Source organism: Bacillus cereus group sp. N11, from assembly GCF_016483605.1.
In the GTDB taxonomy this organism is placed as follows: domain Bacteria; phylum Bacillota; class Bacilli; order Bacillales; family Bacillaceae_G; genus Bacillus_A; species Bacillus_A toyonensis.
Map to the genome: position 1 here is coordinate 123,782 of NZ_JAEHBN010000011.1, position 22,169 is coordinate 145,950.

Here is a 22,169-nt window from a genome sequence, read left to right on the forward strand (position 1 = left end):
TGCTTAATTAATATTGTTTGTGGGATGAAAATAAGGTTGTTGTTTGAACTTTAAAATAGGGGGGCTTGTGAAATGAGTATTAAGAAAAAACTTGGTATGGGTGTTGTAACTGCAGCGCTTGGTCTATCTTTAATTGGTGGGGGAACGTATGCGTATTTTAGTGATAAAGAAGTATCACAAAACGCGTTTGCAGCGGGTACTTTAGATTTGAGTGTTAATCCTGAAGTTGTTATTAATGTCGACAATATTAAACCGGGTGATGAAATGGAGCGCGGTTTTCAATTAGTTAACAAAGGAACCTTAGCGATAGGAGACGTGAAACTTCTTACAGATTATAGTGTTATTGATGCTAAAGGAGATAATGGAAATGCTGATTTTGGTGATTATATCCGTGTTGATTTCTTATGGAATTTGGATAAAAATGAGGTTCCAATTTGGTCTACTACATTATCTGAGTTAAAGGTAGCTACGCAAAATGGAAGTATTCCTGATCTTGTACAAAAAGGTGTTGTAGACCGAGAAGGAAATGGACTTGCTCCTGGTGATGATGATACTTTCTATGTAATGTTCACATTTGTAGATAATGATGAAGAACAAAATGTATTTCAAGGAGATTCATTGAAATTAAATTGGACCTTCAATTCAATGCAGACAAACGGTGAAGAGAAATAAAGGTAAATGTTATATATAAGAATGAATTGATGGAGAATTAAGAAATAGTATTTTTAATAGTGTAAAGGTTGATTTAGTGAATCAGCCTTTTTTGTTTTTAGATTTTTTTATGTGTAGAGATTGCATTTTTATAGTAGGCATAACGGTACTTTTCACATTCATAGCAGTACTTCTAACATTTATGTCGAATTAAGAAGATATATAGGAGGGATACATATGGAAATATCTGTAGAACGAGTTTTTACAAAAGAGATTTTAACAAGAGCTGCAAGTTTGTTTCATGTGACTGTAGAAGAAAAGCCACTTGGAGATTTTGAAAATTATATTTTTAAGGCGAAGGGTGATAGTGATGAAGATTACGTATTACGTTTAACGCATTCTTCCCATCGTTCTAAAAAAGAGGTAGAGGCTGAACTGGATTTTTTACGATATGTTGCGGAGAACGGTGCAAAGGTAGCGGGACCTCTTTACTCAACATCTCAAAATCTTGTAGAAGAAATTGTAGTAGAGGATGGAACTTTCTTTTTTGCTTCCTTATTTACATACGCAAACGGTGAGCAAGTAAAAGGAGAAGGATCGCCATATTGGGGAAATGTTTACTTTGAAGCGTGGGGAAAAGCGATTGGACAATTGCACCGCCTTACAATGAATTACCCTAAAACTGACTACCGTGATACGTGGGAAGAGGATGAAAGTAGTATTGTTAATGAATTAGAAGATGAGAACGTGAAAGAAATTGCAGCTGTATTAATGGAGGAAATAAATGCTCTTCCAATTGAAAGAGAAACATTCGGCCTTATGCATGGTGATATTCATCCAGGCAATTTTCACTATGATGGAAAAGAGTTAACAATCTTTGATTTTGATGATGCGGCCTATAATTACTTCATTCATGATTTGGCAATGGTTCTTTATTACTCTGTTCTTTTTACACCGTGGACAGTGGAAGAAAAGACGGCATTCGCTCGTAAACAGTTACAAGTGTTAAGAAAAGGGTACGAATATGAGCACAGGCTGGCGGATAGTTGGTATGAATCGTTACCTTTATTTTTACGTTTACGTGATATAGGTTTGTATGGCACGCTCCAAAAGAAATTTAAAGGGAAAGATATGCCAGATCATTTCAGAGAATTAGCTGAACAACTCTATGAAAGAATTATAAAAAGAGAAGCGATTGTGAATATATAATACATTCATGTTAAAACAAAGTATATAAAATAAATATATACTTTGTTTTTTTATACAAAAATATGTTTATTTTATTAAAATAATATTGTTATAGATTCGGTATGCACGTATAATTTTATGTATATTCTGAATATTCTTTATAAATGAGGAGGGGGAATGTTGGAAGCTATCGTAAGTTGGATCAATAATATTGTTTGGAGTCCAGCACTTGTTTATTTATGTTTAGGAGCAGGTTTATATTTTTCTATTCGAACGAGGTTTTTACAAGTAAGGCATGTAGGAGAAATGGTGAAGCTTACATTTCAAGGAGAAAAATCGGATGCTGGTGTTTCTTCGTTCCAGGCGTTAGCACTTTCATTATCAGGGCGCGTTGGAACAGGAAATATTGCGGGTGTTGCAACGGCTGTTGCATTTGGTGGTCCAGGAGCTGTCTTTTGGATGTGGGCGGTAGCTTTTCTAGGAGCAGGTTCTGCTTATGTAGAATCAACACTTGCACAAATATATAAGACGAAGCATCAAGGGCAATTCCGTGGTGGTCCGGCTTATTACATTGAAAAAGGGCTAGGAGTTAAATGGTATGCATTAGTATTCGTTGCGGCAACAATTCTTGCAACGGGGATGCTGTTACCGGGTGTTCAGGCAAATAGCATTGCTGTAAGTTTGGAAACAGCTTTCGGTATTAATACTTCTGTATCTGGAGCGGTATTAGTAGCGGCATTAGCGCTTATTATTTTTGGTGGAGTTAAGCGAATTGTTAACGTAGCACAAGTTGTAGTGCCGTTTATGGCGCTTGGTTATATTTTAGTAGCTTGTGTAATTGTAGCTATGAATATTGAAAAGTTACCAGATGCTTTCATGTTAATTTTAAAAAGTGCATTTGCATTAGAAGCAGCTTTTGGTGGGATTATTGGTTTAGCAATCTCTTGGGGAGTAAAACGTGGTATTTATTCCAATGAAGCAGGGCAAGGAACTGGGGCACATGCGGCGGCAGCTGCTGAAGTATCACACCCAGCTAAACAAGGGTTAGTACAAGCATTTTCCGTTTACATTGATACATTATTCGTCTGTTCAGCAACAGCATTTATGATGATTATTACAGGCATGTATAACGTATTTGATGCAAGCGGAAAAAACTTTATCGTCAATAAATTAAACGGTGCACAGCCGGGTCCTGGTTATACACAGGCAGCAGTAGAATCTGTTTTCCCAGGATTTGGAAACGGTTTCGTCGCAATCTCGCTATTATTCTTTGCATTTACAACAATTATGGCGTATTACTACATTGCAGAAACGAATATTGCATACTTAAATCGTGATAAAGACCGTCCTTGGATGTCCATCGTACTAAAGTTTGTATTCTTAGGAGTCGTATTCTATGGTTGTGTAAAAACAGCTGCAACAGCGTGGGCTTTAGGTGACATCGGTGTAGGAATTATGGCATGGGTTAACATTATCGCGATTTTACTACTACAAAAACCAGCATTGATCGCCTTAAAAGACTATGAAAAGCAGAAAAAAGAAGGGAAAGATCCAGTATTTGATCCGCAGGAATTAGGAATTAAAAATGCTGATTTCTGGGAGCATGAATATGGGAAAGATAAAAAAGAAGAAGTATCTTAATAGGATAGGAACGAAGGAGCAAAGGGAACGACCTTTGCTCTTTTTTTATGGACAAAATGAAGCTGAAAGTTATTTTTTTGCCTATTTTTGAATATAAAAAGAATGTACATGCTTTGTTAGAGGAAGGGGGGAGTATGGTGATTGGGTTTCGTAATGTAAATAAATATTATGGTGACTTTCAAGTTTTAAAAGATATTAATCTGCAAGTACAAAAGGGTGAAGTGGTAGTAGTTGTTGGACCTTCAGGGTCAGGGAAAAGTACATTGCTTCGGTGTATAAATCAATTAGAGACAATTACAGATGGAGAATTAATTGTACAAAATACAGAGGTACACAATAAGAAAACGGATATGAATGAATTACGCCGAGATATCGGGATGGTCTTTCAACATTTTTATTTATATCCACATAAAACGGTTCTTCAAAATATTACACTAGCGCCTATTAAAGTAAATAAAGTTTCAAAAGAGGAAGCTGAGAAAACAGCGATGTTTTATTTAGAGAAAGTAGGAATCCCGGAAAAGGCTAATGTATACCCGCATCAATTATCCGGAGGTCAACAGCAAAGGGTAGCGATTGCTAGGGGACTTGCGATGCAGCCTGAAATTATGCTATTTGATGAGCCTACGTCTGCTCTTGATCCGGAGATGATTGGAGAAGTGCTTGACGTTATGAAAACGCTAGCTAAAGAAGGAATGACGATGGTCGTCGTCACGCATGAAATGGGATTTGCACGTGAGGTAGCAGATCGGATTTTATTTATGGATGATGGTCAAATTATCGAAGATACAACACCAGTACAATTTTTTGCGAATCCTGAACAAGAAAGAGCTCGTCTATTTTTAAGCCGAGTGTTAAATCATTAAAGGAGGAATTTCATGCTTAAAATGAAAAAGTTGTTTACTTTAATTGTATTTTCATGTTTATTCGTACTCGTTGTCGCTGGGTGCGGAAGTAAAAAAGATGATGTGAAAGAAACGAATACGAAGCAAGGCGGGGCCATTGAACAAATTAAGAAGCGTGGAAAATTAGTAGTTGGAGTGAAGAATGATACGAATTTATTTGGATTGAAAAATCCTTCAACAGGGCAAGTAGAAGGATTTGATGTTGATGTCGCAAAGGCACTTGCGAAAAAAATTCTTGGTGATGAAAAGAAACTAGAGCTGAAAGAGGTAACGTCTAAAACACGTATTCCAATGTTGAAGAATGGTGATATTGATGCAATTATTGCGACAATGACAATTACGGAAGAACGCAAAAAAGAAGTAGATTTTTCAGATGTATATTTTAAAGCGGGGCAATCGTTACTTGTGAAAAAAGGAAGTAATATTAAGAGCATTGATGATATAAAACAAGGCGTTAAAGTGTTAGCGGTAAAAGGCTCAACATCTACAAATAACATTCGTCAAAAGTCACCAGAAGCGACTGTATTAGAATTTGAAAATTATAGTGAGGCATTTACAGCGTTAAAAGCAGGTAAAGGCGATGTTTTAACGACAGATAATGCGATTCTTTACGGAATGGCAAAACAAGATTCGAATTATGAAGTTGTAGGGAAAATTTTTACGGATGAACCGTACGGAATTGCAATACAAAAAGGTGCAGATGATTTAACGAAAGAGATTAATAACTTACTAAAAGATATGAAGACGAGTGGAGAGTACGACAAATTATATGAAAAATGGATCGGTCAAAAACAAGAGAAGTAAAGTGAAACTTTATTTCTCGTGATAAATAGTAAGAGTGAGAGGATGAGAGTACTCATCCTCTTCTTGTAAAGAAAGAGGGGAGAATATGTGCCTGATTTTTCTATATTAACGAATAACATTGATATGTATTTAGAAGGATTTAAATATACGGTTATGTCTAGTGTAATCGCATTAATAGGTAGTTTTATTTTAGGGGTAATTTTGGCGGTAATGCGTATTGCACCGATTCGTATTTTAAATTGGGTGGGGTCCGCTTTTGTAGAGTTTGTAAGAAATATTCCACTCGTATTAATTGCATTTATATTTTATTTCGCTTTACCTGTAATAGGAATTACTTTAAATGGTTTTGTAGCAGGAACACTTACGCTTACCGTATATACTGCAGCGTTTATTGCGGAAGTAATTCGCGCTGGCATTTTATCAGTGGCAAAAGGGCAAATGGAGGCTGCGCGTTCTTCAGGATTAACGTATGTGCAAGGAATGTATTATATCGTCTTACCCCAAGCTATGAAAATTGTAATCCCCCCTTTAGGAAACCAATTTCTCAATTTAGTTAAAAACTCCTCAATACTTGGAATTATTGCTGGTGCTGATTTAATGTATCAAGGAGATTTAATTTCAACGAAGACATTTGTTACGTTCGATGTGTATATATTTGTCGGGATGTTTTATTTAATATTAACAATTCCGCTCAGTATGCTAGTGCGTTATTTAGAAAAACGCTTGGCAAAGGAGGCGGTATAAATGGATTTTAAAGGAGCAATAACAGGTGATCATATCCTCTTTTTGTTAAAAGGATTACTTATAACGTTAGAGGTAGCGCTCGTAGCAATTGTACTTAGCTTTATTATTGGTAGTGTAATAGGAATATTGCGCTATACGAAAATACCTGTCGTTTCACAAATATTAGGAGTTATCGTGGAAGTGATTCGAAATTTACCGCTACTTTTAATTATATTTTTTACGTATTTTGCACTTCCAGAAGCGGGATTGAAGTTAGAAATTATAACAGCTACAATTGTTGCTTTAACAATATTTGAAGCGGCAATGATATCTGAAATTGTTCGAAGCGGTCTATTATCTATCGAAAAAGGGCAGATTGAGGCTGCAAGGTCTTCAGGGTTAACGTATGTGCAAGCGCTTTGGCATATTATTTTGCCGCAAGCATTAAGAAGAATGGTCCCCCCGCTTGTTAGTCAGTTTATTTCATTGCTAAAAGATACGTCGCTCGCAGTTGTTATATCATTGCCAGAGCTTATGCATAATGCTCAAATTATTAGCGGGCAAAATGTAAATTATATGATTCCGACTTTTATAGTAGTGGCTTGTATGTATTTTATAGTGAATTATAGTTTATCAATTTTATCGAGAAGATTAGAGCTTCGTTAACTCTTACAATATATGTAAGGGTTTTTTCCTTGTTTCTCCTTATTTTCCTCTAAATAGTATCTAAATCTTGCAATAATTCGATTTTTTATATTATTTTATCAGAAAAGTGTTAATTTTATATAGAAATTGTAATCGCTTTCGTGTATATTTTTATTATCAGAAAATTTTAAAAAGAGATAGGGGTACTTGTAGGGGGAGGATTAAGATGCAGCAACCAACAAATGAGAAATTACATCGTACGATGAAGAGTAGACATTTATTTATGATCGCACTTGGTGGTGTAATCGGAACTGGTTTTTTTCTAGGTTCAGGTTACACTATTAATCAGGCTGGACCAGGGGGGGCCATCCTTTCATATTTAGTGGGCGGATTTATTATGTATTTAACAATGCTTTGTCTTGGAGAACTAACGGTAGCAATGCCAGTTTCAGGGTCTTTCCAAAAGTATGCGACGAAGTTTATTGGACCAGGAACAGGCTTTATGATCGGCTGGCTATATTGGCTTGGCTGGGCAGTAACAGTAGGACTGGAATTAACATCGATCGGTTTAATGATGAAAAGATGGTTTCCAACTGTTGATGTTTGGGTATGGTGTCTCGTATTCGGAGTTATTTTATATGCTTCAAACGCTATCTCAGCGAAAAGTTACGCTGAATTAGAGTTTTGGTTCTCTAGTATTAAAGTAGTTACAATTATTGCATTCGTTCTACTTGGTGGTAGTGCATTACTAGGATTTTTACCATACGATGGAAAAGAAGCGGCACCTCTTTTCTCTAACTTCGTAAGCGATGGCGGGTTATTCCCGAATGGACTAGCTGCTGTATTACTTACAATGATTACGGTTAACTTCTCATTCCAAGGAACAGAGTTAATCGGGATTGCAGCAGGAGAAAGTAAAGATCCAGAAAAAACAATTCCACGCGCAATTCGTAATACAGTATGGCGCATTATGTTATTCTTCATTTTAACAATGACGATTTTAGTAGGATTAATTTCTTGGAAAGAAGCAGGCGTAATTGAAAGTCCATTCGTAGTTGTATTTGATAAAATCGGTATTCCGTATGCAGCTGATATTATGAACTTCGTTATTATTACTGCTTTATTATCTGTAGCGAATTCAGGATTATATGCAGCAACGCGTATATTATGGTCACTTGCAAATGAAGGAATGGCACCAACTTCTTTCAAAAAAGTAAATAAACGTGGTATTCCAATTACAGCGCTAGTCGTAACGATTGCGGTAGCTGGATTATCTCTATTCACAAGTTTCCTTGCAGAAGATACAGTGTACATGTACTTATTATCGATAGCTGGTTTATCGGCTGTTTCAAGTTGGATCATTATTGCTCTATCGCAACTTCGCTTTAGAAGTCAGTATATAAAAGGTGGAGGAAAGTTAGAGGACTTAAAGTATAGAACACCACTATACCCGATTGTTCCAATTTTAGCTTTAATTACAAATAGCATCGTTGTTATTAGTTTAGCGTTTATTCCTGAACAAAGAATGGCGTTATACTGTGGTATTCCATTTATCATTTTCTGCTACATATATTATTATATGAGTAAGAAACGGCAGAAACCGATGAAAGTGGAGATGGAAAATACAAATGAAACTAACAATCAAACACGATGATATAGAGGCAGATTTATCATATGGTCAATTAGCGATTGGAAAAGAAAACGGGTATTCACCGTTACAATTACTCGTTTCTTCTATCGCAGGGTGTAGTGCAATTGTCTTTCGAACAATTTTAGAAAAGAAACGTATTACATATGATACGTTTACAATTGAGACTGAAATTGGTAGAAGTGAAGCATTATCAAAACCAGTTGAAAGTGTTCATTTACATTATAAAATTAAAGCAGAAAACATTACAGAAGAGCAGTTGGACAAGGCGTTACAGCTTGCAGTGAAAAATTGTACGATTGTTCAATCTGTAAAAGATAGTATAAAGGTTACGGAAACGATTGAACTAATCAAGTGAAACATAAAATGGAACAGTCAGGAAAATTCCAATAAACAAAAGCCCAATTTCTCAGTTACAATAGAGAAATTGGGCTTTTGTTTATTCTATTATTAAATTTTATCTATAAAAAGATTTTGCAGTGTCACAAAGTATATCGCTCATTCGTTATATAGAATGAGAGGAGGAATTATATGAAAGTTACAAACAACGATTATGAAAAGATGGAAGAGCTATACGAGTTGTACGAACAAAAAGTTTATTATGTAGCGTATTCTATTTTAAATAATATTCAGCAGGCTGAAGATGCAGTTCAAGAGACGTTTATTACTCTTTATAAGAACTTGGAAAAGCTCCATAGCTTGAACACTCAAGAGCTTAAACGCTACACTTTGAGGGTCGCGAAAAATAAGGCGATTGATAGTTACCGGAAAAATAAACGACATGAAACATTTTTAGAAGAATATGAAAGAGAATCAATAGAAGCAGTAGATGAAAATATTGAAGAGTGGGAAAAACGTCTAATGTCCGAGGTTCAAATTGATACATTGCTAAAAGAGTTAAATGAATCGAACAGACAGGTGTTTAAGTACAAAGTCTTCTATAACTTAACGTATCAAGAAATTTCAAGTGTAATGGGGATAACGGAGGCAAATGTCCGTAAGCAGTTTGAACGCGCTCGAAAACGAGTTCAAAATATGATAGGAGGTATACAACATGACGAATTCAAAGAACTCCAAAGAAATATATGAACTTGCTGAAAAAATTGCTTTAGATGATTTTGATAAACTCGAAGAACAGCATGAATTTTCACATACATATACGCGCAAAAAGAAATTGTTTATGGAGGAAATGCAGCTGAAAGATGGACAACCGCAGAAAAAGCGTAAAAAACATCGTATGTTAATCGCTGCTGCTTGCTTATTGATTGGCATGCCGACAACCGTTTTTGGGGCAGTGAAAGTTTATAATATGATTGTCCAAAAACAAAATTACGAAGTAAATGTTTCAGTAACAAATAAGGATTCGAAAAAGAGTGATAAGTGGTATAAGTTGAAGATTGGTAAATTGCCAGAAAATATGGAAGCAATTGATGACAGTGCTATGAAATATTCATTTAAAGATAACTACGCAATGGGGGGATTTTCATTCGCTCTTCGGAGGGTAGGGGAAAATACAGATTTTCAAACTCTGTATTCGAAAAGTTACGAAGAAAAAGAGATAAATGGTAGGAAAGCAGTAATTGTCCATAAAGAAACAGGAAACAACAATGTAATGTTTGACAGAAAGGTCTTTCTCTTTTTTGAGAAAGAAGGGATTATGTTAGAGAGTTATATTGGATCCGATATAAACGAAGAACAAATGATGGAAGTGTTAGGGAGCATTTCACTTGAGCCTACGTCAAAAGAAAAGGCATCACATATAGTAGAATATGATGAAAATCGTTTTAGCAAAGCAGATGAACCTAAAAAAACTAAGGTGATTCCTTTGAAAAAAGATAGCAAACGACTATTTCATATAGGGCAAAAGGCTCCAGTAACTATAATCATGGATAACAGCCAAATTGAATATGTGATAGAAAAAGTTGAAGTCTTCGATTCAATCAAAGATTTTAAACAAGAAAACTTTAATGAACTTGGCTTAGAAATACTAAGCAAGAATAAGGCTTTAAATCAGATAGGAGAATTGCTACCATACAGACGGGATGAATATAAACTCGGAAATGGTAAAGATTCAATTGATAAACTAGTAGAATCAAAATTAGTTAATCCTAAATTTGTTTACTTAACAACAAAAGTGAAAAATATTGGGAAAAAGTCGACAGAAGAAATTTATATGCATCCATCCATAAAGTTGCTTAAATCTGAAGGTAATGCATGGAACTACGCTGAAAGAGATGGAATTGCAGAAAGAAATATTATGACGGGTGAAGTTGATTATTTAGAACCTCATGGAGACGGAAAAAGTTTTTACAATATTGGCAGTATCCGACCAGGACAAACGGTAAAAGTTAACTTAGGTTATTTTGTAGATGAGGATAAGCTAGATTCAATCTTCCTTGATGCTTTCCGTTACAGTGGGTTTAGTGGGACGGAGAATATGAATGCGAAAAATCGTTGGTGGTTCGATATTCGTCAATAATAAAACAATAGGAATAACTAGACTAAAAAGCTGCTTATATTTAGCAGCTTTTTAGTCTTCATACATATTTAAAATTTCTTTCGCACGTATACGTAAACCATCTATCAATTCTCTCGGTTCTAAAACTCGTGCATCTTTTCCCAGTCTATAAAATAAAGGCGTAATAAAATGGATTTCACCTTTATCAATTGTTGAGTGTATATATCCTGTCCCATCTTCGTTTACTTCAACGAACTCTTCAAGGTAAGGAACGCTTTTACATTGACGTACGCCTTCGGTTGTGAGTAAAACATGTAACTGAGTAGGAATGTTTATTACGTTAGAGTTAGAGGCAAACCATTCTTCTAAATTCATAAAAGTATCTTCGTTTTCTTCCGTGTATAGTATAGAAAGAATACGATCAACACGATACAGTAATACTTTCTGCCTGCTAAAGTCATAGGATGGCAAATACCATAAACCATCGTGAGCATATACACCGATAGGGTGAACGTGTTTTGTTTTTATCCCTGATTTAGATTCGTATTGAAAGTGTAAATTTTTATTTTCAATAGCCGCTGTTAACACTTCTCTTAAAAGTGGTGTATCAATTGTTCTCTTAGGATTCCAAAAGGCGATATAAGAGCGGATTTTATCAACTTTCGCTTTCGCATCGTTTTGAAGAGAGCTATACAGTTTATGAGTAACAGAATTGATTTCTGTATTGAAAGGCAAGTCTCGATAGTAGCTTAAAGATTGAAAAGCAAAAAAGATGGATACGGCTTCTTCTTCGGTAAATAAAATAGGCGGAATGACCCTATTCGTTAATACTTTATATCCTCCGTTACGACCTTGTTCAGCATAAATAGGTAACCCCATATCACTTAAATCTAAAATGTATCTATGAACAGTACGAACGGAAATATTAAATTCATCAGCTATTTCTTGCGCTGTAAATGTTTTTTTCGCAGAAGCAAATATAAGAATATCTAATAAGCGTTTAGCTTTTGACAAATATACCACCTGTTTCTTTTTAATATGACATTAATTGTCATGTTTTACTGTTAGTATATTGCTTACATCATAATTTTATCAAGATGAAACGTAAGGAGGAAAAAATATGTCACGTGAAATTGTTTTATTTATTGCGGCGAGCTTAGATGGATTTATTGCGAAAGAAGATGATGATTTACAGTGGTTAATGGAAACGGAAGGAGAGGGAGACAACGGTTATACAGAAATGTACGAAACGATTGATACAATAATTATGGGAAAAAGAACGTACGATTATGTAGTAGAGCATACGGAAACATTCCCGTATGTAGATAAAAAATGTTATGTTTTTTCTAACTCGGAAAAAGGCTCAAACGAACATGTGGAGTTTGTAAATGAAGATGTAGTAGAGTTTACGAAAAGTTTGAAAGAGCAGGAAGGATCTAAAATATGGATGGTTGGTGGAGGGAGTTTATTAAGAGAGTTCTTTAAGAATAATCTAATTGATGAATATGTTGTCACGATCACACCGCATATATTAGGTTCTGGAGTTCCGTTATTTCAAGACAAGAACCCGGAAATCAATTTAACTTTAACGGATACGAAACGTTTTGGGCAATTTGTAAATCTATATTATAAAGTGAAATCTTAAAGGGTAAAGAAACACGACTACTCATAGTAGTCGTGTTTCTTTATAGATGGCAATGAAATTGTAAAACAAGATCCATGATCAACTTCACTTGTGACTGTAATATTCCCGCCGTGTAGTTCTACGATTTCCTTCACGATAGAAAGCCCTAAACCGGTTCCGCCTGTAGCTCGTGTTCTTGCTTTATCAACACGATAAAAGCGGTCGAAAATGTGAGGGAGGTCTTCAGGGGGAATACCTTCACCGTCGTCCTCAATGTTGATGGAAATATGCTTATATTCTTCTGTAACAGAAATGTTGATATGAGAATGCTCTTTTGAATGTCTATAAGCGTTATTTAAAATGTTTATTATAACTTGTTCAAATCGCTGTTCATCTAAGTTGACTAACAGTGTAGGAGGACAAGTGAAAGAAACTTTAATGTGTCTTTCTTTATACATTGCATTTACTTTTTCGGCTATGCGAGTAAGGAAGGTGTGTAATTGTACCTCGTTTACATGAATAGAAAAGTTATGTTGTTCCATTTGAGCGAGTGAAAATAAATCTTGAACTAAGTTCGTAATATAATCAGACTCATCTTTTATAATAGATAAATATCGTAAACGTTGTTCAGGAGGTGTGCTGTCTTTTAAGGCAATGTCAGCGTAACCTCTTACGTATGTTAAAGGTGTACGTAATTCGTGAGCAACACTTGCTAGAAATTCACTTCTTTCCGTTTTCATATAATGTAAATCATTTGCGAGCGTTTGAATAGATTGTGCGAGTTCACCAATTTCATCATTTCGAGTAGTCGTTAATGAAACGGATAAATCACCTTTACTCATTTTTTCAGTGGCATGTTTCATGTGTAACAATGGCTTTGTTAATAAACGGGATAATAGAAAAATGGTGATGACTGTTAGTAGAAATGTGATGATACCGGCAATAATGAATTGTTTTGTTAGCCTATTAACCATCTCTTCAATTGATTCAGTTCCAAGAAACATGTACACATAGCCCTCATGTTTTCCACCTACTACAATGGGGCTAACTGTACAAATATAATTAGATGTTTTCCAATGATTTTCTATAATAGCTCCGTTATGGTCGGTTCGAGTTTGCATTCCACTAATATGATTTTTTATAGTCGTGTTTATTTCGTTAGATTTAGCTAGTACTGCTTTATTTGCATTTGTAATAACAACAGTAGTTTCAGCTTCAGACTCCATTAATGCAACGTGAGAGATTGTTTGTTTATCATAATATTTTTCAAGTACATCTCGATGACTATTTCCTCGTTTTAATAGAGCAGTCATTTCTTCATTCACTCTATTGTTTACAAGACTATAATAGAGCAAAACAAAGAGGACGCTTTCGATTAAAAGTGTAACAATTAAAAAATAAAATCCGAATTGAATAGAAATTCGCTTCATCGTTTCGCTCCTAAATATTCGGTATCAACCCACCTGTAACCTACCCCGTACACAGTTTTTAAATGATGATCAATAGGGAAATTTGCTTTTCGCAATTTATCACGCAAATTACGAATATGTGAATCGACTGTGCGATCTTCGGTATTTGTGTTTAATCCCCAAATTCGTTCAATGAGCTGATCACGGCTTAATACATAATTTACATGGCGTAAAAATAATCCGAGTAAAGAGAATTCGATTGGTGTGAGAAGAAGTTCTTCATTATATACAGAAGCAAAGTGCTTCGTCTCATCCCATAGAATGCCGTGATATTGGATTTGTTTATTTTCATTTGTGCGCCTTAAAACAGCTTCAATTCTTGCGAAAAGTTCCTCTTCATGGAAAGGTTTCGTTACGTAATCATCCGCTCCGAGTTTTAATCCTTGGACGACATCTACTGTTTGATCACGAGCGGTAACCATAATAATAGGAACGTTACTAAATGAGCGGATTTTTTTGCACGTGTCCCATCCGTCCATCTTTGGCATCATAATATCGAGTAAAACAAATTTAAAGTTTCGGTTTTCTATATGTAAAATAGCTTCTTCTCCTGACGTCGCACATACGCAGTTATATCCGATTGGAGTAAGATAAAGCGTTAATAATTCAAGCATTCTCGGTTCATCGTCTACGAGTAGTATATCGACCATAGAGTACCTCCGCATTTTTAGTTATTACTTAAATTGTAAGTCAAAATCATGAAGAAATGGTGCAGATTATCATGCATCTGCATAATTTCTTCAGAATTGCTTGTTATTGTAAAGGTGAAATTCTAATTTAGGTAATGATATTGGCTCGAAAACGATTGATACGGAGGCGGTATAGTGAAAAAAGTGACCCGAGTTTTTGGGATAACAATAATTACAGCAGTTGGTCTTGCTGCATGCGGACAAACGAATACAGACCATAAAAACCATGAATCTACAAAAGAGAAGAAAACAGAGCAAAAAGAGATGAAAATGAATCAAGAGGTAACTGCGCCGAAAGAAATGAATAAAGGGGCATCTAATGATTTATTAACAACAAGTTTAAAAAATATAACGAGATTAAATACAAATGATCCATTGCAAATGGCAGTACTAACTTCGCAAACGATATGGCCAGCAACGCATCAAGAGAATCAGCCAGGCGCTATTATTTTAGTACCAGTAAATGAGTGGCAATTAGGTATTGCGAGTGCGGATCTTATTCACCATCCGAATAATGGGCCGATTTTATTTATAGAAAAAGAAAAGGTACCTGAAATGACGTTAAAAGAAATAAAACGATTAAATCCGCTCGGAACGAAAGATGGAACACAAATTATGGTGATGGGGGATGTAGGTGCATCTATCCTTGAGCAATTAAAAGAATATAAAGTAAAGCAAATAAAAGAAACGGATCCAGCTATATTTGCTAAAGCTGTTGATAAAGAATATGCCGATATAACAGGAAGCTATCCAAATAGCGTTATTGTCGGTTCGTCTGAAGAAGAAGGACGTTTGTATACAACACCAGCTGTAAACTGGATTTCTCATATGCCAGAGCCACTACTCTATACAGAAAAGAATAAAGTGCCAGAAGCGACAATTGAGGCGTTAAAGATGAGAAAAGATAAAGCGAATATATATGTGTTAGGACCAGAGAAAATCGTGTCAAAAGAAGTAGAACGAGAGTTAAGTAAATATGGGAAAGTAACGCGTATTAGTGGAGAGACACCAGTAGAAAACTCTATCGCATTTGCGAAGTTTAAAGATGAAAAAACAAAATTCGGCTGGGGATTCACAAAACCAGGTCACGGTTTGTCATTTGTTTCAAGCGAAACACCAGACTTAGCAATTGCAGGAGCACCTTTTTCACATATGGGTAAACACGCACCTGTTGTCTTGCTGGGGGAAGGTAAAGCTTCACAACCAGTTTATGACTTCCTTGCTAGTATTCAGCCGAAGTTTAAAGATGACCCAACACTGGGACCGTATAACCATGGCTTCCTTTTAGGTAGTACGAGTAATATTTCATTTGAAACACAAGGAATATTAGATGAGAGATTAGAAATTGTTCAGGAAAGTGGTCAAGGTCACGGTGGACATTAATGAAACGAGAAAAGACGCTATGAAGATAGCGTCTTTTTTTAGGAAACTTTTACATAGCGCAATATCCTTTCCTCGTTATATAATAGCCTTCGTGCAGTCGGCTAGATTTTCTTATGGAGAAAATCAAATGATAAAGGAGTAGAGGAGTGGTATTTTGTTTCAAACGATAAAAAATGACTGGTTTTCTAATGTGAGAGGGGACGTGTTATCAGGAATTGTCGTTGCTTTAGCATTAATCCCTGAAGCGATAGCCTTCTCTGTTATTGCAGGCGTGGATCCGACAGTTGGACTATACGCCGCCTTTTGTATTGCAGTTACCATTTCATTTGTTGGCGGAAGAACTGGAATGATTTCAGCTGCAACAGGTGCAATGGCATTATTAATGGTAACGCTCGTTAAAGATCATGGTTTGCAATATTTATTTGCTACAACAATATTAACAGGTATTGTCCAAATTATTTTTGGCGTGTTCAAACTGAGCTCATTTATGAAGTTTGTTCCGAAATCTGTTATGAGTGGTTTTTTAAATTCACTTGGAATTTTAGTTTTTACAGCGCAATTGCCACATTTTAAAAATACAACTTGGCAAATGTATGCACTCGTTGTATTAGGACTTGCAATTATATATTTATTTCCACGTATTACAACGGCTGTGCCGTCTACGCTTATTTCAATTATTATTGTGACGAGTATTGCACTTATAAGCGGATTACAGTTGAAAACAGTAGGAGATATGGGAAGCCTGCCGAAAGAATTACCGTTCTTTAGTATTCCTGACGTGCCTTTTACACTTGAGACATTAGGGATTATTTTACCTTATGCAGTTATGCTTGCAATTATCGGTTTACTAGAATCATTATTAACAGCTTCAGTTTTAGATGATATGACGCATACGGAAAGTAATAAACATAAAGAGGCACGTGGACAAGGGATTGCGAACATTGTTGCTGGATTTTTCGGAGGAATGGCAGGATGTGCAATGATTGGCCAATCTGTTATTAACATTAAGTCAGGTGGACGAGGGCGTTTATCAACATTTATAGCGGGCGGATTTTTAATCGTATTACTATTTGTTTTAGGTGATTATGTTGTTCATATTCCGATGGCAGCTTTAGTTGCAGTTATGATTATGGTTTCAATTGGAACATTTGATTGGAACTCTGTAGCGACGATTCATAAAGTGCCAAAAGGAAATGCGTTCGTCATGATCGTAACGGTTGTCGTTGTTCTTATCACCCACAATCTAGGATTAGGCGTGATCATCGGGACAGTAATTAGTGCTGTTTTATTTGCATTCAACATGGCAAAGATTCACGTGAAACATTTATATATTGAAAATAAGAAAATATACGAAATTCATGGCCAACTATTCTTCGCATCTACGGCAGATTTTATAAATGCTTTTTCATTTGATGAAGATGTAAAAGAAATTGAAATGAACTTTACTCATGCACACGTATGGGATGATTCAGCAGTGGCCGCAATTGATAAAGTTATCATGAAGTATGAACAAAGTGGTGTGAAAGTAAGTATAACGGGATTAAATGAACGTAGCTCAAAACTTGTTGCAAATTTAGCAACTTATAATAAAAGAATTGCTAGTTAAAAGCCTCCTTTTTAGGGGGCTTTATTATATAATACGAGTAGGATAACGAAAAGGGGATTCAGCATATGTACAAACAAATTATATTAGCATGTGATGGTTCTGAACATGCACTTCGGGCAGCGGAGCATGCAATACATATTGCGAAATGTAGTGAAGAAGCAAATGTTGAAATTGTATATGTCGTAGATAATAGAACAGCAAAATCAGATATTATACACGGACAAACAGATTTTGAAACAATATCAGCTAGTCGGAAAGATAAATTAAAAGAGATTGAAGGATTATTAAAGGAAGAGAAGATTTCTTATAAATTTACGATTCTGCATGGTGATCCTGGTGATACGCTCGTTCAATATGTAAATACAGGGGATATAGATCTTGTTATTGCTGGGAGCAGAGGATTAAATACATTACAAGAAATGATGCTTGGTAGCGTAAGTCATAAAATAGCAAAACGAGTGAAATGTCCAGTAATGATTATAAAATAAAATGAAATAGCACGTAACTAAGACTTTGGGATACCCGAGGTCTTTTTTTATGTATAAATGACATCCTTTTGTGGAAATACTAGATATATAAGTTGAAAAGATGTTAACTTACAAATTTGTAAGTTTGTTGTTAGGAAAATCGATGTTATGAAAATTTTCCCATTGGTAAAATAAAAGTATCAAAGGGGAGATAGGGAGGATGGAAGGTATGAAATCATTTCAAAATTTATCATATAGTCAAGGGGTAAGCTTAATTTGCTTAGGGGGATTTGCTGCATCTGTTACGTTAGCTGTATTAATAAAGGTATTTCATCAAATTTTTTAATTTTATAGTAGGGAAGGAATTGATTGTTATAGCTAGTAAGAAAAGTGCTGTAAATAAAGAATAGCTCTTAGCGTATAGAATAAACGCTAAGAGCTATTTTTATGTTTGTTTACATATTTATATTTTGCTTAAGCTTGTTTTGACTTTGCAGATCCTGTATTTAAAGTAAGGGCAAGGAAGAACATTGCAAGTACGCAAGATACAAGTAATAAAATGAATCCGCCATCCCATCCGAATGCATCTACAATAAAGCCCATAGCTGCGCTAGCAAAAGTAGCTCCGCCTAGGTAACCAAAGAAACCAGTTAGGCCTGCTGCAGTTCCAGCAGCTTTCTTTGGTGCTAAGTCAAGTGCGTGAAGACCAATTAGCATAACAGGTCCGTAAATTAAAAATCCAATGGAAACAAGTGCGATACTATCAATGATTGGGTGACCAGCAGGATTTAGCCAGTAAACAAGAACGGCAATGAATACACCGACCATAAATAAAATACCAGCAGGTGCGCGGCGTCCTTTAAATAGTTTATCACTCATCCATCCGCAAAGAAGTGTACCTGGAATACCAGCCCATTCATATAGAGCGTAAGCTGTACGTGAGCTACTATGAGTAAAGCTTTTTTCCTCTACTAAATAAGTAGGAGCCCAGTCTACAACGCCGTAACGTACGAAATATACGAAAACGTTCGCGATAGCGATGTACCATAAAAATTTATTGTTTAGTACGTATTTAAATAAAATTTCTTTTACCGAAAGTTCGCGTTCGCGATCTTTCACTTTTTCACCTGATGGATATTCGCCAGTATGTTCCTCAATAGACGGTAATCCACAAGATTGGGGTGTATCTCTCATCGTAATCAATACATAAATACCAACTAAAATTGAAAGAATACCTGGGAAGTAAAATATACTTTTCCAGTCATTTGCAAAGAAGTATAAGCCTAATGTAACGAGAGAAGGCATAAGTGCGCCGCCGACGTTATGAGCGACGTTCCAAATAGACATTTTTGTACCACGTTCACTAATAGAGAACCAGTGAACCATCGTACGACCACAAGGAGGCCATCCCATCCCTTGTACCCATCCATTTAAAAACTGAAGTACAAACATAAGTATAATGCTCGTTGTAATGAAAGAAAATGAGCCGAAAATAATATTAATGATACCTGATAAAAATAGCCCAGCTGCTAAAAAGTAGCGAGGATTACAACGGTCGGATACGATACCCATAAGAAATTTACTTAATCCGTAAGCGATAGATACTGCTGAAAGGATAACCCCAAGTTCCCCTTTACTAAAGCCTTGTTCAATTAAGTATGGCATTGCTAGTGAAAAGTTTTTTCGAACAAAGTAGTAACCTGCATAACCGATGAAGATACCTAAAAATACTTGTAAACGTAATTTACGGTATTCGCTATCAATGCGATCAGCTGGTAAGCGTTCTGCATGGGGCGCAGGTTTAAATAATTGTGTGAAAAACATAAAATGAAAATCCTCCCCTAATTAATTGGAAGCGTTTAAGACAGAGAGAATATAAAAAGGCCATGAAATATAAAAAAGTTCCCTTTTTTATGATTCATAGCCGTATACTCCGATTCTCCGTGACTGTCAATATTAACTTCGACGAAAATTATACAACTTTGTGACAAAAATGTAAACGTTTTTATGAATAAAAGGTATTGACGGATTTTGTTCGCGGGATTAATATTTAAATACGTTAAATATTTTATTGTTTAAATAAGAGGTGGATAACATGCCAAATGATATGACTCATATTGATAAGATTCAAGCTCTTACATTCGCTATAGGAAAGAAAATGCAAACAGAGCTATTGGAACAAATGCAAGCATCAGGACTTACACCACCGCAATTTTATATTTTAAAGATTTTAGATCATTACGGAGCTTCAAGAGCGACACAATTGGCGGAGAAAATGTACGTAAAACCGAGCGCGATTACAGTAATGATCGACCGTTTAATTGATCATGAGTTAGTAGAGCGTTATCACGATGATAATGATCGCCGTGTTGTTGTCATTGAGCTAACGAAAAAGGGGAAAAATACAGTAAAAGAGGCGATGGCAGCTCGTAATGAGCATATCGCAAAATACTTTTCACAATTAGAATTACAAGAACGAGAAGATTTGTTGCGCCTCTTTGAAAAGTTAGAAACCATTATTTGCGGGACACAAGAGAAAAAAGAGAATAAATAAGAGGAATTGAGGAGATTACATGGAGCAACAAGGCAATACAAATAGAAAGTTGTTGTTAATTGGTTTAGTAATTGCGATGCTATTTGCTGCGTTAGACGGAACAATCGTTGGTACAGCGATGCCGCGTATCGTTGGTGAACTTGGCGGACTAAGCTTAATGACATGGTTAACAACAGCTTATATGTTAACATCAACGACAGTCGTACCAATTGCAGGTAAATTAGCGGATTTACTTGGGCGTCGTAACGTATATATAACAGGGCTAGTTATTTTTATGATTGGTTCAGCGTTATGTGGTATGGCAAATGGTATGACAGAATTAATTATTTTCCGTGGTATTCAAGGTCTTGGTGGCGGTATTATGATGCCGATGGCTATGATTATTATTGGAGACATGTTCACGGGAAAAGAACGTGCGAAATGGCAAGGTATTTTTGGTGCGTTATACGGTCTTGCTTCTGTAATTGGACCACAAGTTGGTGGTTGGATTGTAGACGCAGTGAACTGGAGATGGGTATTCTACATTAATTTACCAGTTGGTATTTTAGCAACAGTCTTTATCGCAATGGGATTAAAATCACATAAACAAACGGGACCAATTAAAATTGATATCGCTGGAATCTTTACGATGATTCTCGGTGTTGTAAGTTTATTACTTGCGTTAACGTTTGGCGGAAAAGATTACGCATGGGATTCTTGGCAAATTATCGGTTTATTTGCACTAGCTGTAATTGGTATCATTAGTTTCGTTATCGTTGAAACGAAAGCTGAAGAACCAATTTTACCGATGCATTTCTTTAAAAACCGTACGTTTACAATACTTAATGCGATTGGATTCTTTATGAGTATCGGAATGTTCGGTGCGATTATGTTCGTACCATTCTTCATGCAAGGTATTGTAGGAGTAAGTGCTGCTGAGTCGGGAACGATTATGACACCGATGATGATTACAATGATTGTTATGAGTATTATTGGTGGGCAACTTGTATTAAAAGTCGGTGTAAAACCACAAATTATCGCAGGAATGCTTATTATGGCTGGTGGTTTCTGGTTATTAACAACGATGGATATGCACACAACTAAACTGACTGCAACTTCTTATATGATGGTTATCGGTTTAGGCATGGGTCTTGTAATGCCGACATTAACATTAGCGTTACAAGAAAGCTTCCCGAAAAAAGACCTTGGTGTCGTAACATCATCAAGTCAGTTTTTCCGTCAAATCGGTGGGACATTCGGTATTACAATTTTAGGATCAATTATGAATAACACGTCAGGTACAACATTAACAAATAAGTTAGTACCTGTATTAGATACATTCCCGAAAGAAGCGGGACAAATGGTAACAAAATTTAAAGATATGATTCATACAGACCCACAAGTTTTATATTCGATGCTATTTAGTCCAGAGGCATTAAAACAAATGCCAGAAGCATTTGCTAACAGTATCGTACCAATTTTGAAAAATTCTTTAGTAGACTCACTTCATACTGTATTCTTAACAGGATTAGTATTTATCGTAGTAGGCGCTATTTTTACGATTTTCTTACAGAAAATTAAACTGTCGGATCGTAAAAAAGATGCTGAAAAGCCTGCTGTAGAAGAACAAGAAAAAACTGTATCATATACGTAATGAAAAAGCATCGCCATTAGGCGATGCTTTTTTGAGTATAACCTTAAAAGCTTTTTTGTGAGAAATGATTGACGTATTTTT

At 35.7% G+C, this 22,169-nt stretch carries 22 protein-coding genes; 18 read left to right on the forward strand and 4 right to left on the reverse strand.

Annotated elements, in window-relative coordinates; all coding sequences use genetic code 11:
* Positions 1-72 precede the first annotated feature (72 nt).
* The 11 genes from JDS98_RS18865 (at position 73) to JDS98_RS18915 (ending at position 10,684) form a co-directional block, all read left to right on the forward strand.
* Positions 73-672 carry a TasA family protein gene (locus tag JDS98_RS18865; protein WP_016107529.1) on the forward strand — a complete coding sequence of 200 codons (600 nt, stop codon included), beginning with the start codon at positions 73-75 and terminating at the stop codon, positions 670-672.
* 216 nt (positions 673-888) lie between these two features.
* Complete coding sequence (locus JDS98_RS18870; RefSeq protein ID WP_199634202.1) at positions 889-1,860, forward strand: phosphotransferase enzyme family protein; 972 nt, start codon at positions 889-891, stop codon at positions 1,858-1,860.
* 159 nt (positions 1,861-2,019) lie between these two features.
* On the forward strand, positions 2,020-3,480 hold the full coding sequence (locus tag JDS98_RS18875; RefSeq protein WP_000387486.1) for an alanine/glycine:cation symporter family protein: 1,461 nt from the start codon (positions 2,020-2,022) through the stop codon (positions 3,478-3,480).
* Between the two features lie 137 nt (positions 3,481-3,617).
* Positions 3,618-4,346: an amino acid ABC transporter ATP-binding protein gene (locus tag JDS98_RS18880; protein ID WP_374191408.1), complete on the forward strand. Its 729-nt coding sequence runs from the start codon at positions 3,618-3,620 to the stop codon at positions 4,344-4,346.
* A 12-nt stretch (positions 4,347-4,358) separates the two neighbouring features.
* A complete protein-coding gene (gene glnH / locus JDS98_RS18885; protein ID WP_087949307.1) occupies positions 4,359-5,189 on the forward strand; it encodes a glutamine ABC transporter substrate-binding protein GlnH in 831 nt (276 codons plus the stop codon).
* An 87-nt stretch (positions 5,190-5,276) separates the two neighbouring features.
* Positions 5,277-5,933, forward strand: a complete 657-nt coding sequence (locus JDS98_RS18890; RefSeq protein WP_016107533.1) for an amino acid ABC transporter permease — start codon at positions 5,277-5,279, stop codon at positions 5,931-5,933.
* Positions 5,934-6,578, forward strand: coding sequence for an amino acid ABC transporter permease (locus JDS98_RS18895; protein WP_000345979.1), 645 nt, complete (start codon positions 5,934-5,936; stop codon positions 6,576-6,578).
* 205 nt (positions 6,579-6,783) lie between these two features.
* Positions 6,784-8,211, forward strand: a complete 1,428-nt coding sequence (locus JDS98_RS18900) for an amino acid permease (RefSeq protein WP_001187121.1) — start codon at positions 6,784-6,786, stop codon at positions 8,209-8,211.
* Entirely contained in the window at positions 8,186-8,563 is a 378-nt protein-coding gene (locus JDS98_RS18905; protein ID WP_000778838.1) for an OsmC family protein, read from the forward strand. Before JDS98_RS18900 ends, JDS98_RS18905 begins: the two co-directional genes overlap by 26 nt.
* 173 nt (positions 8,564-8,736) lie before the next feature.
* Positions 8,737-9,294, forward strand: coding sequence for an RNA polymerase sigma factor (locus tag JDS98_RS18910; protein WP_000869288.1), 558 nt, complete (start codon positions 8,737-8,739; stop codon positions 9,292-9,294).
* A complete protein-coding gene (locus JDS98_RS18915; protein ID WP_098911602.1) occupies positions 9,260-10,684 on the forward strand; it encodes a DUF4367 domain-containing protein in 1,425 nt (474 codons plus the stop codon). Before JDS98_RS18910 ends, JDS98_RS18915 begins: the two co-directional genes overlap by 35 nt.
* A 51-nt stretch (positions 10,685-10,735) precedes the next feature.
* On the opposite strand, the gene JDS98_RS18920 is transcribed toward JDS98_RS18915, so the two are convergent.
* Positions 10,736-11,677 (reverse strand): helix-turn-helix transcriptional regulator, encoded by a 942-nt coding sequence (locus JDS98_RS18920; protein WP_097959039.1) that lies wholly within the window; start codon positions 11,675-11,677, stop codon positions 10,736-10,738.
* Positions 11,678-11,783: 106 nt separating this feature from the next.
* Between JDS98_RS18920 and JDS98_RS18925 the strand changes: the two genes are divergently transcribed.
* Positions 11,784-12,308, forward strand: a complete 525-nt coding sequence (locus JDS98_RS18925; protein WP_098911603.1) for a dihydrofolate reductase family protein — start codon at positions 11,784-11,786, stop codon at positions 12,306-12,308.
* Between the two features lie 17 nt (positions 12,309-12,325).
* Here JDS98_RS18925 and JDS98_RS18930 read toward each other — a convergent pair whose 3' ends face one another.
* Together JDS98_RS18930 and JDS98_RS18935 are read right to left on the reverse strand one after the other, a co-directional pair.
* Entirely contained in the window at positions 12,326-13,717 is a 1,392-nt protein-coding gene (locus JDS98_RS18930) for a sensor histidine kinase (RefSeq protein WP_087969029.1), read from the reverse strand.
* A complete protein-coding gene (locus tag JDS98_RS18935; protein ID WP_199634204.1) occupies positions 13,714-14,406 on the reverse strand; it encodes a response regulator transcription factor in 693 nt (230 codons plus the stop codon). The genes JDS98_RS18930 and JDS98_RS18935 overlap by 4 nt, the downstream gene beginning before the upstream one ends.
* Before the next feature lie 174 nt (positions 14,407-14,580).
* Between JDS98_RS18935 and JDS98_RS18940 the strand changes: the two genes are divergently transcribed.
* The 4 genes from JDS98_RS18940 (at position 14,581) to JDS98_RS18955 (ending at position 18,247) form a co-directional block, all read left to right on the forward strand.
* Positions 14,581-15,828, forward strand: a complete 1,248-nt coding sequence (locus tag JDS98_RS18940) for a cell wall-binding repeat-containing protein (RefSeq protein WP_098911605.1) — start codon at positions 14,581-14,583, stop codon at positions 15,826-15,828.
* Between the two features lie 154 nt (positions 15,829-15,982).
* Positions 15,983-17,434, forward strand: coding sequence for a SulP family inorganic anion transporter (locus JDS98_RS18945; protein ID WP_199634205.1), 1,452 nt, complete (start codon positions 15,983-15,985; stop codon positions 17,432-17,434).
* A 65-nt stretch (positions 17,435-17,499) separates the two neighbouring features.
* A complete protein-coding gene (locus JDS98_RS18950) occupies positions 17,500-17,922 on the forward strand; it encodes a universal stress protein (RefSeq protein ID WP_000277986.1) in 423 nt (140 codons plus the stop codon).
* A gap of 208 nt (positions 17,923-18,130) precedes the next feature.
* A complete protein-coding gene (locus tag JDS98_RS18955) occupies positions 18,131-18,247 on the forward strand; it encodes a DUF4027 family protein (protein ID WP_000834733.1) in 117 nt (38 codons plus the stop codon).
* 128 nt (positions 18,248-18,375) lie between these two features.
* Here JDS98_RS18955 and glpT read toward each other — a convergent pair whose 3' ends face one another.
* On the reverse strand, positions 18,376-19,725 hold the full coding sequence (gene glpT, locus JDS98_RS18960) for a glycerol-3-phosphate transporter (protein ID WP_000466380.1): 1,350 nt from the start codon (positions 19,723-19,725) through the stop codon (positions 18,376-18,378).
* Between the two features lie 271 nt (positions 19,726-19,996).
* Here glpT and JDS98_RS18965 point away from each other — a divergent pair, with 271 nt between their 5' ends.
* Together JDS98_RS18965 and JDS98_RS18970 are read left to right on the forward strand one after the other, a co-directional pair.
* Complete coding sequence (locus tag JDS98_RS18965) at positions 19,997-20,455, forward strand: MarR family winged helix-turn-helix transcriptional regulator (protein WP_001132370.1); 459 nt, start codon at positions 19,997-19,999, stop codon at positions 20,453-20,455.
* A gap of 19 nt (positions 20,456-20,474) precedes the next feature.
* Positions 20,475-22,088: an MDR family MFS transporter gene (locus JDS98_RS18970; protein WP_199634206.1), complete on the forward strand. Its 1,614-nt coding sequence runs from the start codon at positions 20,475-20,477 to the stop codon at positions 22,086-22,088.
* The last annotated feature ends 81 nt before the right edge of the window (positions 22,089-22,169 follow it).